Annotated in this window: 9 protein-coding genes; 6 read left to right on the top strand and 3 right to left on the bottom strand. The window is 45.8% G+C overall.

Features of this window, described 5'->3' with window-relative positions:
* Positions 1-505: 505 nt before the first annotated feature.
* Positions 506-916: a hypothetical protein gene (locus QUB63_RS21160; protein ID WP_332947274.1), complete on the top strand. Its 411-nt coding sequence runs from the start codon at positions 506-508 to the stop codon at positions 914-916.
* A 124-nt stretch (positions 917-1,040) separates the two neighbouring features.
* Here QUB63_RS21160 and QUB63_RS21155 read toward each other — a convergent pair whose 3' ends face one another.
* Positions 1,041-1,895 carry an Hpt domain-containing protein gene (locus QUB63_RS21155; RefSeq protein WP_332947273.1) on the bottom strand — a complete coding sequence of 285 codons (855 nt, stop codon included), beginning with the start codon at positions 1,893-1,895 and terminating at the stop codon, positions 1,041-1,043.
* 186 nt (positions 1,896-2,081) lie between these two features.
* The gene (locus tag QUB63_RS21150; RefSeq protein ID WP_332947272.1) at positions 2,082-3,008 is read right to left on the bottom strand and encodes a DMT family transporter; all 927 of its coding nucleotides are present in this window, start codon (positions 3,006-3,008) and stop codon (positions 2,082-2,084) included.
* Positions 3,009-4,120: 1,112 nt separating this feature from the next.
* Here QUB63_RS21150 and QUB63_RS21145 point away from each other — a divergent pair.
* Both QUB63_RS21145 and QUB63_RS21140 read left to right on the top strand, forming a co-directional pair.
* Positions 4,121-7,936 carry an FG-GAP-like repeat-containing protein gene (locus QUB63_RS21145; protein ID WP_332947271.1) on the top strand — a complete coding sequence of 1,272 codons (3,816 nt, stop codon included), beginning with the start codon at positions 4,121-4,123 and terminating at the stop codon, positions 7,934-7,936.
* A gap of 53 nt (positions 7,937-7,989) precedes the next feature.
* On the top strand, positions 7,990-9,015 hold the full coding sequence (locus QUB63_RS21140) for an SDR family NAD(P)-dependent oxidoreductase (RefSeq protein ID WP_332947270.1): 1,026 nt from the start codon (positions 7,990-7,992) through the stop codon (positions 9,013-9,015).
* Positions 9,016-9,205: 190 nt separating this feature from the next.
* Here the strand turns inward: QUB63_RS21140 and QUB63_RS21135 are convergent, their stop codons facing one another.
* Positions 9,206-10,015 carry a calcium-binding protein gene (locus QUB63_RS21135; protein WP_332947269.1) on the bottom strand — a complete coding sequence of 270 codons (810 nt, stop codon included), beginning with the start codon at positions 10,013-10,015 and terminating at the stop codon, positions 9,206-9,208.
* A gap of 198 nt (positions 10,016-10,213) precedes the next feature.
* On the opposite strand from QUB63_RS21135, the gene QUB63_RS21130 reads away from it, so the two are divergent.
* The 3 genes from QUB63_RS21130 to QUB63_RS21120 all read left to right on the top strand — a co-directional run bounded on the left by QUB63_RS21130 (position 10,214) and on the right by QUB63_RS21120 (position 12,629).
* Positions 10,214-11,194 carry an ABC transporter ATP-binding protein gene (locus QUB63_RS21130; RefSeq protein ID WP_332947268.1) on the top strand — a complete coding sequence of 327 codons (981 nt, stop codon included), beginning with the start codon at positions 10,214-10,216 and terminating at the stop codon, positions 11,192-11,194.
* Between the two features lie 224 nt (positions 11,195-11,418).
* Positions 11,419-12,207, top strand: a complete 789-nt coding sequence (locus tag QUB63_RS21125; RefSeq protein ID WP_332947267.1) for an ABC transporter permease — start codon at positions 11,419-11,421, stop codon at positions 12,205-12,207.
* Between the two features lie 56 nt (positions 12,208-12,263).
* Positions 12,264-12,629, top strand: a complete 366-nt coding sequence (locus QUB63_RS21120; protein ID WP_332947266.1) for a four helix bundle protein — start codon at positions 12,264-12,266, stop codon at positions 12,627-12,629.
* The last annotated feature ends 107 nt before the right edge of the window (positions 12,630-12,736 follow it).

The raw sequence follows: 12,736 nt of genomic DNA, 5'->3' as shown, positions 1-12,736 counted from the left end.
TAAATAACTGCCATGAATGCAGACGAGAACCCACAGCATAAACGGTTTGATTCCCGTACTATGTAACTGTCAACTGTCACAGGTCACAGGTCAACTGCTATATATGGTTCGATCGCCTAACGGCTCTGGCCCTTTACTCCGGCTGACAATCAATCATCCGACAATCAGCGAGTCGAAAATGATTGAGTCGAAAATCACCCGGCCGTTGTGTTGCTGCTAGAGCAGTGCCAGCCTTCTAGATATTTTACTGACTTGGCTCTTCTATAGGAGCGCTCCCCGATATTAATTATCGCAGCAATTGTGGCCATTCTTCAAGTCGTTTTAATATTTTTCCACAAGTTTAATTATTGTGGTAATATTTGACCAGCACGAAAAAGGGGAGATAAATGCGTCTTCAGAGCGGCAAGGTGACGAAAATATTAAGTTAAGGTAAGGGTGACAAGACTTGAAAGTCAAGTCACGTTAAGCTCTTTAAGTATATCCAACAGGCCCGACAATTAGACTGATGCTCGACTTCAATACAGTTACTGAGTTTTCTCATGCCCACTGCATAGCTATCTGTGCCTTTTTAGTTCCGGCCAACTTGCTGACTACTTTGCAGACAGGGATTTTGACAGGACTAAACCGACCTCGAATGCAAGTTTGGGCGTCTGCGGCTGCGGCCAGCCTTTGGGCTACAGCAATGATATTTCACGTTTTTACCTGGTTCGCGATCGGGGTAGTAATGCCTCCGACATACATCTTGTTAGTTATGGGAATCACTTGTCTGGCTATCAATATCTGGGCCTTGGGACATCCGGCGAGCATGATGCAATTAATTCGAGTTGCGGTATCAGCTTTTAGGGAAGTTTTAGAAGAAGGAAGAAGGAAGAAGGAAGAAGGAAGTCGGAAGAAAGAAGAACTTGGAATAGGATAGCGTGAACAAGGAAGAAAGAAGAATTTGATAGCGGGCTAGGTCAAAAGTTTCAGGGAGAATATTGGTTTTTTCTAAAATTTTCCTTGGTGGCTAATCCTGGTTCGCAATCTTAATTTTATAACCCTTATTCCGGTTCGCGATCGCGACAATCTTCATCTTCCGGGCCGCGGGGATGGATCGTGCAGTTGAGCAGGTGGCCGCCGTCGCTTCTGCCGTAATAGTAGCGGCATCCGGTGCAAATTGCCGGAGGTTCGATCGCACTTTGGTAAACCGGATAATCCGCAGCGAGCAGCGAAAAGTCCCGCTGCGTCTGCACAGTACCGATAATAGCGCCTGAGAGTTCCACAGCTTGGCGGATGTTTTCGCTCCGGGTGTAAGGCGGCAGGTAAATGTCAATATAAAGGCGTATGCCATCGCCTTCGTGCTCGTGGCGCGTAATAGTGCCTCCGAGCAAACCGACGCGCGACGCAATCGCGGAGGAAAATTCCCCCCGGGAGGTGCAGTAACCGGAGAAAAGGTGAATGTGTTCGTCGGTAGTAGCTCTCACAGTCACGCGAGTGGGGATCAGCACTCTCAGGTAAGCGTCGAGTTCGTCAAAAACCGGTTCGGCGAGGGACAGCATTTGGTTTGCGTCTTCGTGGTTGAGCCCAAAACTCTTAGAAACCTTATACACGAGGGCTGCTAAAATGTCAAAAACTTCGGTTAACAGCGATTGCAGCCTCTTATCAATCGCGATCGGACATTCTCTGAGCAGTTTTAAATAATCCTCCAAACGATGGGCTATGCGCTGAATGCTGCTAAATCCCAGCATAGCAGCTCCCCCTTTAATCGAGTGCGAGGCTCGGATGAGCTGGTGTATCCTTTGGGGAGCTTGCACGGTGTTTTGCAAGCCCTGCAAGCCTTGTTCGATGATTTGGATGTGTTCTGTGGCTTCTTCGAGAAAGTAGCCGATAATGCGCTGTAGTTGTTCTGGGAGCATAATTTTATTCTCCGAAAGGCACCCGAGTATCTTGAGTCATTAGTCCTGCCGTCATTAGTCCTGCCGTCATTAGTCTGACATTTGATAGTTTTGAGCCGATATTTCACTGATGAGTTATTTGTGTCTTCAAGCCCTAATCTGTTTTATTCTGACTCACGCCAACCTTAGTGGCAATGCTGAAAACTGTTAACTGTTGACTGTGATTTTTTTGGCTCCGACGGTAGCGGTTGCTACGCCCAACAGCAGTACCGCAGCACCTGCGAGTACCGCCGGGGCGGGCACTTCCCCAAACAGCAAATAACCCAAACAACTCGCCCCAACCGGTTCAAACAAGATGGCAAGAGTTACCAGAGTTGGGGAAATCCGCACGACGGCCCAGTTTAAAATGGTGTGGCCGACTAATTGAGGCAAGGCTGCCGTCAACAAAATATACACATATACAATGTTCGGATAGCCCGCATAACTGGTGCCGAAGGCGAGGGGAAGAGGCAGCAGGACGATCGCACTAACAGTATAGGCGATCGCGATATAACCGCCAATTCCCAATCCCCGCCGTTGAGCTTCCCGGCCCAGCAGCAAATACAAGCTGACAGCCCAGGAACCAGCCAGAGCAAGGAAATCGCCCAGCAGTTGACTGTTCCCCGCATTCGCTGCACCCGCACTCCCGAGGGCGATCGCCATTCCCCCTGCAAGAGCTATAGTAATGCCAGCGATCGACATTTTGCTGAGTTTTTCGCCAAACCAGAAGCGCTCCAAGAGCGCTACCCAAACGGGATTTGTGGTAACGAGGGCTGTTGAAGCTGCGATCGAAGTATAAGACAGTGAGGTAATCCAGAGAGCAAAGTGCAGGGCGAGACACAAACCAGCCGCAGCAGCATAGCGCCGAGCTCCTGGTTGTAGGGCTTTCCACTGAATTTTCGGCCAAGCCGGAAGCAGAATTAAGGCAGATAAAGTCAAGCGAGAAGCGGCGAGTACCAGACTGAAACCGAGGCCGCCCGCGCCTGCTTTCTGGTTCGCTAGCCGGATTAAGATCGATGAGGTTGAGACGGCCAAAACGCCGATAATTAACAATAGGGCGATCGACCAATTCGGCGGTTTTTTCGGAATATTCATTTAAATTTCCCTTAGAGTATTTTTTTGAGAGCGCCCCAAGTAATCTATGGTATGGTTCCGTGCGATCGCATTTTGACAAATAGGATTTTTATTCACTCAAAATTATGAATTTTATGAAATCGATATATGAAATTTATGAATTGACTTTAAAAGTCGCTTATTTTATCGTCTTAATTACAAGATTTGATAAGGAAAGTATTTTATGGTTGTAAAAGTATACCCATCAGGATTACCGCAAGTAATTGGCGACAATACATCTGATGTAGCAATCTCATTACAGATTGAATTTCCAGCTTCTTTAAGCAGCTTCTTATCGCCAAATTTGCTAAACCGATAGCCGCTAAAGCACTTCAGGTACTCTAATCAAAGTCAGAAATTCGGGAGATGTAGTAGGCTTTGTTGAAGGTGTAACGCCGAGTCAGATTCAAGGTCCGATTATTTCGGTTCAGGGATTGTAGGTTCAAACCATAGGTTTGCAGTCAAAACTTCAGTGACTGAAACAATTAACAGCAGATCCCGCGTTTATGAATTGCACTCAAGAGCGATATAACTCTTAGGGACACGGCGCCGTGCCTTTCGTCGTGTCAATTTAACCCCGAAAACCTTTGTATCTCTCCTTTATAGCCGAGTCCCGATCCCCCTCGCATACCCCCTACTCGACCCCTACTCCCCTGGTTGTAGGGGAGTAGGGGTTGACGAAAGAGAAGAATCCTGTCCCCCCCTTGGTTCGGGGGGCGCCGGGGGGAGAAGAGCCTTAATCGCCAGACAAAAGACCAGCACTACGTTTGACGTGTTTGTTGACACGACGGAAGGCAAGGTGCGGTGTCTCTACCTCCGCTTTCTATGTACTCCAATTACCTGCACTATAACAGTGCGAACAAACTATTTTAGATTTTAGATTTGGGATTTTCTTAGATTGTCGATTTTGTCTAGCGCTTGCAACATAATTTTACAAATATGATTTTTATGAACTCAAAGTCATGACTTTTATGAATTGACTTTGAAAAATACTTGGTGTAGCATCTTAAGTGCGAGAAATGAAACGGGCGAGCGAGCATTTCTAATTCATCTTAAAAATTAATAAAACCCAAAATCAATCAGGAGAATCAACTATGGCTACCCCATTCAAAGTAACAGAATTCGATGAAGGTAGATATACCGTAAATGTCACCGCAGGAAACTTTAACGGCGACACCACAACAGATTTAGCAACCCTAGGTTTGCTCTCGACTGAAATTGGTATTTTACCAGGAGACGGTACAGGTAAATTCGGCCTTGGCAACTACACCTCTACGGGAGAATTCTCCTACGACTTTACCAGCGGAGATTTCAATGGTGACGGCAAAACAGATTTATTAGCCACTACTTACACTACTGGCAAAATTGCAATTTTGTGGGGAGACGGTAAAGGCAGCTTTACTTCTTACACCAACTTTGATGTGGGAGTACCATTTAATGTCATCTATCCGATCGACTTCAACGGTGACGGCAAACTCGATTTAGCCCCTGTAGACTATACGAATAACAAAATTTCCGTCCTCTTGGGAGACGGTACGGGTAAGTTTAGCAAAGCCCAGGCTATTGATATCACAACAGACATCTCTTCCATAGCTTGGGCAGACGTAAACGCAGACGGCAAAATAGACTTAACTACTGCCAGCCAATACTCAACAAATATTTCCGTGAAATTGGGAGATGGCACTGGAAAATTTGGCAAAGCTACCAACTTTAATCTAGGGAAATATCCCACCGCTATTGCGGCCGGAGATGTCAACGGAGACGGCAAAATAGACATCGCCTCAGCCAACTACTATTCCAATGACATTTCCGTCATTTTGGGAGACGGCAAAGGCAATTTTGGTACAGCAACCAGCTTTTACGGAGCACTCGGCCCTTCCTCAATTCAAGTATTAGACTTTAATGCTGATGGCAAAAATGATTTAGTAGTCGGAGATTTGCTGTCCAACTTCATTTTGTGGGGAGATAACAGCGGCAAATTCAACACTTATACCGACATTCCTTGGACGGGACTAGATCCTGTATATGCCGACTTTAACGGAGATAAAAAACCTGACATCGCCGGCCACAATTTTGGAAACCTGAGAATTTTAATCAACGATACCAGTCCGCTTACCGACACATCAAAACCAGCACCTTCGCCTACTGCCACCCCTACTCCAACACCACCAACAGCGACTGGAACACCTGCTGGTTTTACTATCACTCCGACATCGGGATTAAAAACTACAGAAGCAGGGGGAACGGCCGCATTTACCGTCAAACTCAACAGCAAGCCAACTGCTACTGTAGCCATAGGTTTAAGTAGTTCCGATAAAAAAGAAGGAACAGTTTCTCCAGCTTCTCTGAATTTCACTCCTACTACTTGGGATACTCCGCAAACTGTAACGGTAAAAGGAGTTGACGACAAGGTAAATGACGGCGATAAAATTTACACAATCATTACCCAACCCGCTGTTAGTGCTGATAAAAAATACGACAAACTAAATCCGTCTGATATCACCCTCACTAATACCGCCAGCAGTACGGTAACTCCAACTCCAACTCCAACTCCAACTACAACTCCAACTCCAACTACAACTCCAACTACAACTCCAACTCCCACTCCAACTACAACTCCAACTCCAACTACAAGTCCAACTCCAACTACAACTCCAACTCCAACTCCAACTCCAACTCCAACTCCTGCGGCTGGTATTACTGTCAGTCCAACAACAGGATTAACGACCACAGAAAACGGCGGTACAGACAAATTCACCGTCAAACTCAACAGCCAACCTACGGCCAATGTGACTATTGACTTAATCAGTTCCAATGTAGCAGAAGGAACAATTTCTCCAGTTTCTTTAAGCTTCACTCCTGATAATTGGAGTACACCCAAAACTGTCACAGTCAAAGGAGTTGATGACAAGAAAAAAGACGGCGCTCAAAATTACCAAATTCTCACTTCCCCTGCTATAAGTACCGACCCCAATTACAACAGTCTTAATGCAGCCGATGTTAAGGTAACTAACAAAGATACCTACACTAACACTCCACCAAAACTCAATGAAGGTAAGGATACAACTCCGTGGAAATTTGGTAACGTGAATGTCAAGGGATCGAAGTTTGAATATACTGTTCCCCAAAACACATTTACTGACCCCGATCTCGACGATAAACTTACTTACTCGGCAACTTTAGAAAATGGCAGTCCACTACCAAATTGGCTGACTTTCAATCCAGATACCCGTACTTTCAGTGCCGACAAGCCTCAGCCGAAAAAGTTTAATGTCAAATTAACGGCGAAAGACTCTTCGGGTGCAACTGCTAGCGACATTATACCGTTTGAATTTAAGAAGTCAGGTGTAGTTATTGACGGTTATATTGCCGATGCGACTGTCTTTTTAGACGCTAACAAAAATGGGGTTCTTGATGCCGGCGAACCCTCAGCCAAAACTGATAGCAAGGGTGAATACGATCTGGAAGTACCATTCGAGACTTTCGACAAAAATAAAAATGGCGAAATCGACCCAGCAGAAGGCAATATTGTGGTTTTTGGTGGCACGGATACTGCTACTGGTTTGCCATTAGAAACGCCTGTTTCTGCACCTGTTGATGCGACTGTTGTGACGCTGTTAACGACTTTGGTAACAAACTTAATTGACCAAGGTGTGCCACCGTCGGAAGCTGAAGCAAAAGTCAAAACAGCACTTTCTCTTCCTGCTAATGTTGCTTTGACTGAGTTAGATCCGATCGCAGCTAGTCAAAATAATCAACCGGGCGGTGTTGAAACTTTAGTGGCGATGACAAAGGTGCAAAATGTCATTACTCAAACTGCGAGTTTAATTGACGGTGCATCAACTGCTTCTACGGCTGATATTACTAAGGCTGTCGTCAGCGCAGTAAACAGTCAAATTCAAAGCGGTGGTAGTCTTGATTTGAGCAATCCCGCACAGTTAACCACCATTATTAACAAAGCAGCCGATCGCACAAAAGAAATCGATCCAAATCTTAACACTCAGAAAATTTCTCAAGTTGCACCGGATGCTGCTAAGGTGATGGCTGAGGCAAATCAAAGCACTGACAAAGTTGTCCTCAACTATCTTCCTAGTGCAATTCCATTCCAAATTGCTAACGTCCAAAAAGTCACCCTCGGAGAAACTAGCAAAGATTTAAAGGAAGCGGGTGCAGGCACTAAAACCATTCAAAGTGTAGTCACTGAAAACACGGGCGATCGCTTAGATTCCCAAATTCGACAAAACCCGCAATCTTCAGGGTCTGGCGGTGCAGTTACTGTTGGTGAACTTGAGGTAAGTACCCCTTCTCCCGGTGAGTTTTTCCCCACAGAAGGCGATGATTCTATTACAGGTGGCATTGACAGCGATACGATTACTGGAAAGGCAGGAAATGATACTATTTCCGGTTTGGGAGGCGCCGATTGGATTCATGGAAATCAAGGAAATGATTCCCTCAACGGCGGCAGTGGCAATGATACTCTGTATGGTGGCAAAGGCACTGATACTTTGCTGGGAGTTAACGGCGAAGATTTCTTGTTTGGTAACAATGATGCTGACAGTTTAGATGGAGGAGAAGGGAATGACACTCTTTATGGTGGGAAGGGCAATGATACTCTGATAGGCGGTTTGCAAGATGATTTCCTGAGTGGCGACATAGGCGACGATTTTCTCATCGGAGGAGAAGGTAGCGATCGCTTTTTGTTAAATCCTGAAAGTGGTATCGATACGATCGCCAATTTTGACACCGATAGCGATAAGATTATCCTTGGCAATGGCTTGAGCTTCGGACAGTTAGACATTACCCAGACTGCTGGTGGAAATGCGATCAAAATTGCTGCGACAGGCTCAGTGTTGGCAAATGTCAGTGGAGTCACCGGGCTGTTGCGAGCAAATGATTTTTTGGTGATTTAAAAGAGTCAGGAATTACTTCATTCAGTTGACAGTTGACCTGTGACAGTTGACCTGTGACAGCAACCTCTACCTGGAAGTCCGAGGATTGGAGTAATGAATCGTCTGCTTTTAATTTCTCCCTAAAACGGAGAGGCTTTCAACCAATTATTTCTGGTAATCAGCCGAGGGTAGGGGCTGGGGGCGATCGCCCCCAGCCCCACCTTTTTAATAGAAAAATGTGTAACAATCAGTTAATCTCGCAGTTAACGCTGACAACTCCCAACTTACAACTATCTATGGCTCCTACAGTTTTGATTACAGGCGCTTCTCAAGGAAGCGGCAAGGCAACGGCACTGTTATTTGCCCGTAAAGGTTACGATGTGGTGATGGTGGCTAGGGAGCCGGAGAGATTGGCAGCAGCAGCGGCTCAGGTGCAGCGTGAAGGCACTTCGGCTGTGGCTGTGGCGGGGGATGTGGGCGATATTCAACAAGTGCGGGCGATCGTCCAAAAAGCCCTAGATGCCTGTGGAAACATTGATGTTTTGGTGAATAATGCTGGAATTTGTCTCGCAGGGGCGATCGAGCAAACCACCTCTGAAGATTGGCAGCAATTAATGAATACCAATTTTTGGGGCTGCGTTAACACCATTCAAGAACTTTTGCCACATTTTCTCGCACGAAAAACGGGTACAATTGTCAATGTTGGTTCCATTGGCGGCAAAATGCCCTTACCTCAAATGACTGCCTATTGCGCCAGCAAATATGCAGTAACCGGTTTGACAGAAACTTTGCGATTGGAATTGGCGCCCCGAGGCATTCACGTTTCGGCCGTGCATCCGGGCTTGATTAACAGCGATTTTTTGGAAAGAGCTCAATTTCGCGATCGAGACGAACCGGCAGTCGAATTGCGCCGCCAGCAAATGAGCGAAATGCTGAAATCTCCCGGAGCAAGCCAGCCTGAAGATGTTGCTAAAGCTATTTGGGATGCTGTTAATAACAAGCGTGCAGAAGTTACCGTCGGGCCTGCCTTTTTGGCGTCGGAAGCTTATCGGTTATTCCCCGGTTTGATGCAGTGGGCAATGGAAAAGGGCAAATTGTGAGAGTCATTAGTCATTAGTCATTAGTCATTAGTCATTAGTAGACTTGCATTGCATTCATTCCCAATTATCTGAAAATCGTCTGCGTTAATCGTCGGTTGCATCTGCCTGACATCTGCGGTTTCATTATTAACGTTGGATTTATTTAATTCAAGTTTAGTAAGGTGCTTGATTCGCACCCTACACCTACAAATTACAGGAGAGAACTAGCATTAATCAAACGACCGGTTAAATCTGCTGGGGTCACGTTCAACACAGTACCCAACAAAGCATTAGTAAAACCAAATCTAATATTAGTAGCTTCCACGCGGCCGTTGCCATCGGGATCGAGACTTTGCTGCGAGATGCCGCCCTTGGCTAACAAACTCGTTCCCCCCGCTATAGTTGCAGGATCTATCAGCAGCAGTCTCGGATCGTTCAAGCTATAATTTACTTGTTCAAAGGAGATATTGCTGCTGGTAAAAGCTACACTAATTCCGATGGAATCGCTCGACTTATCAAAGTCCACAATTACCGCGTCAGGCAGTTCAATGCCAACGGATTTAATTCCCGCTTGATCGACTCGAAAAACAAAGACATCGCTGCCCGCACCTCCTTTGTAAATATCGACATCTCTGTCGCCAATTAAAGTATCGTTACCCTCACCGCCGACTAACAAATCAACACCTTGCCCCCCGCGCAGCAAATCATTTCCCGCACCGCCATCAACGAAATCGCTATTTCTATCCCCTGTCAAGAAATCGTTGCCAATTTCTCCCAAAACATCGTCATCAGCTTTGCCGCCGTAAATAGAATCATCGCCGGCACCGCCTAACAGACTGTCTTTACCATCGTTGCCGAAAATCCTTTCTGCATCTGACGCGCCCCTGACTGTATCATTACCGCCCAGCATCCAAACTCCCCCAGGAAAACTAGCAAGTTGTCCTGGGGCGAGTGTAATATTTTCAGGAGTATTGTCTCCTACCAAGCGAGAGATGCCTGAATTATCTGGCGTGAGTACCATAGTTGTAAATTTTGTGCGATGCGATAATGGAGATATTGGAATATTCTACAGCTTGGTAGGGTGCGCCAGAACCAAGTTACTTTTTCTGCAAAGCGCGATCGACTAATCGCACTTTACACCCTAGGAGACAGCTTGCTCCATTTTGGCACAAGGGCGATCGCGCTTTGCAGATTAAAATAAAAGTTAAAAGTTGAGCCGATGCCAATTATCTTAGTTGAAGACTTGAGCAAAGTTTATCCGGTAGCGATTAAAGAACCGGGACTGAAAGGAACAGTGCGGCACTTTTTCAGTCGCACTTACCGCAATGTCAAAGCAGTTGAGGGCGTTTCTTTCAGTATTGAACCTGGTGAAGTGGTGGGGTTTCTCGGCGCTAACGGTGCGGGCAAAACTACGACGCTGAAAATGCTGACCGGTTTGATTTATCCGTCGGGTGGTACTGTCAGTGTGTGCGATCGTACTCCTTTCCGCCGCCAAGCAGATTTTCTGCAAAAAATCACCTTAGTCATGGGGCAGAAACAGCAGTTAATTTGGGATTTACCCGTGCTCGACTCTTTGCGAATCAATGCCGCAGTCTACGGCATTCCCGATAAAGATTACCGGAGGCGAATCGGAGAATTGACAGAAATGCTGTCACTAGAAGGCAAGTTAAATCAGGCGGTGCGTAAACTATCTTTAGGCGAACGCATGAAAGCTGAATTAATGGCGGCGCTGCTGCACCAACCGGAAGTATTATTTTTAGATGAACCGACGTTAGGTTTGGATATCAACGCACAGTTTAGCGTCAGGCAATTTCTGCGAGAATATAACGATCGCTATCAAGCAACGGTGCTGTTGACAAGTCACTACATGGCTGACATTACTGCTTTGTGCAAGCGAGTTTTGTTAATTCATGAAGGGCAATTAGTTTATGATGGCAGTTTGGACGGATTGCTCGACAGATTTGCACCTTATCGGGAAGTTCAGGTAAAATTAGCCGAACCGCTAGCAAAAGATAGCGCTTTTGCTTACGGCGAGGTAGAATCAATTGAAGGTAATTCAGTCCGATTTTTGGTCAAAAGGGAGGAGCTGACGGTGAGCGTGTCGAAGATTTTGGCGGAGTTGGAAGTGATAGATTTGACTGTTACCGATCCGCCCATAGAAGAGGTAATTGGCAGAGTTTTTCGCACGGGAAAAGTGTAATTTTTTTTCTGGCGTTATCGTTCCCCGAATCTGCTCATAGGTGATAACTTAAGCCTAAATTTATTTGAGATTCTGGCTTATATCCCAGCCTCGCTCCCCCTAAATCCCCCTTAATAAGACCCACTTTGACCGTTTCCAGTCCCCCCCTTATTAAGGGGGGTTAGGGGGGATCGAAGGGCCAATTTTCACACAAAAACATCTCAATAATAAAATCTAAAATTGACATGACACGATTCATCAGAATTGCTAAAACTTTGCTGATTACCTACTACGCTTATGCGCTCGAATACCGGGCAGAATTGTTTGTGTGGGCGCTGTCGGGAGCTTTGCCTTTTATCTTGATGGGCGTGTGGATGCAGGCGGCCGAGACTGGTCAATTTGGGCTGAAGTCGATCGACTTTACCCGTTATTTTTTAGCCACTTTCATTGTCAGGCAAACAAATGTAGTTTGGGTGATTTGGGATTTTGAAAAGGAAGTAGTGCAAGGCACGCTATCTAATAGATTGTTGCAGCCTCTCGATCCCGTATGGCACCACTTGGCATCTCACGTTTCCGAAAGGTTTGCGAGGCTGCCCTTTGTATTGGGATTAGTGCTGCTGTTTTTTGCACTTTACCCGCAGGCTTTTTGGCTGCCGAGTTGGGGGAGGTTTTTGCTATTTTTGTTGGTTGTCGTCTTGGCTTTTTGCTTGCGGTTCCTGATCCAGTATACCTTTGCGCTGTTTGCTTTTTGGCTGGAGAGGGCAAGTGCGATCGAACAATTTTGGTCTTTGATTTACCTGTTTTTATCGGGACTTATCGCGCCGCTAGAAGTGTTTCCTCCAGCCGTGCGCGAAGTAGTTTTGTGGACGCCGTTTCCTTATTTGATTAATTTTCCAGCTTCAATTTTGATCGGATTACCCGTAGATATCGGCCGCGGTTTGTTGGTGATGCTGGGTTGGGGTGCAGTGTTTTTTGTGTGGAATCGCTGGCTGTGGCGGCAGGGGTTGAAACAGTATTCTGGTATGGGAGCTTAAACAGTTGACAGTTGACAGTCAACTGTCAACTGTCAACTATCAACTATCAAGTATAAATGACTGATAACTCACCACTCAAAAATAAATCTTTTGCCTTTGCCATCCGAACGGTAAACCTATATAAATACTTGTTTATCAATAAAAAAGAATATGTATTGTCAAAACAACTACTACGAGCTGGAACAGCTATCGGTGCATTAGTTAGAGAAGCAGAACAAGCCGAAAGCAAAGCCGATTTTATTCATAAAGTAGCGATAGCCCTCAAAGAAGCCAACGAAACAGAATACTGGATATTGCTACTTCGAGAAACCGATTATCTCACCCCAAAAGAAAGCGAATCAATCTTAAACGACCTAAAAGAACTCCTAAAACTACTAACCAGCATCATCAAAACAACCAAACAAAAACTCAATGACGGTTGACAGTTGACAGTGAACAGAGGGACAGTGGATATTTACCGAACAATCTCGGGCCCTGTCAACTGTCAACTGTCAACTGTCAACTGTCAACTGTCAATTATCAACTGTCC

Source organism: Microcoleus sp. ARI1-B5 (assembly GCF_036705795.1).
Lineage (GTDB): Bacteria > Cyanobacteriota > Cyanobacteriia > Cyanobacteriales > Microcoleaceae > Microcoleus.
This window is presented reverse-complemented; position numbering and strand designations above follow the sequence as displayed.

What these genes read in the sequence shown, in the direction of transcription:
- QUB63_RS21160 (WP_332947274.1), top strand. Translation starts at nt 506, where the DNA reads ATGCTCGACTTCAATACAGTTACTGAGTTTTCTCATGCCCACTGCATA.
- QUB63_RS21155 (WP_332947273.1), bottom strand. Translation starts at nt 1,895, where the DNA reads ATGCTCCCAGAACAACTACAGCGCATTATCGGCTACTTTCTCGAAGAA.
- QUB63_RS21150 (WP_332947272.1), bottom strand. Translation starts at nt 3,008, where the DNA reads ATGAATATTCCGAAAAAACCGCCGAATTGGTCGATCGCCCTATTGTTA.
- QUB63_RS21145 (WP_332947271.1), top strand. Translation starts at nt 4,121, where the DNA reads ATGGCTACCCCATTCAAAGTAACAGAATTCGATGAAGGTAGATATACC.
- QUB63_RS21135 (WP_332947269.1), bottom strand. Translation starts at nt 10,015, where the DNA reads ATGGTACTCACGCCAGATAATTCAGGCATCTCTCGCTTGGTAGGAGAC.
- QUB63_RS21130 (WP_332947268.1), top strand. Translation starts at nt 10,214, where the DNA reads ATGCCAATTATCTTAGTTGAAGACTTGAGCAAAGTTTATCCGGTAGCG.
- QUB63_RS21125 (WP_332947267.1), top strand. Translation starts at nt 11,419, where the DNA reads ATGACACGATTCATCAGAATTGCTAAAACTTTGCTGATTACCTACTAC.
- QUB63_RS21120 (WP_332947266.1), top strand. Translation starts at nt 12,264, where the DNA reads ATGACTGATAACTCACCACTCAAAAATAAATCTTTTGCCTTTGCCATC.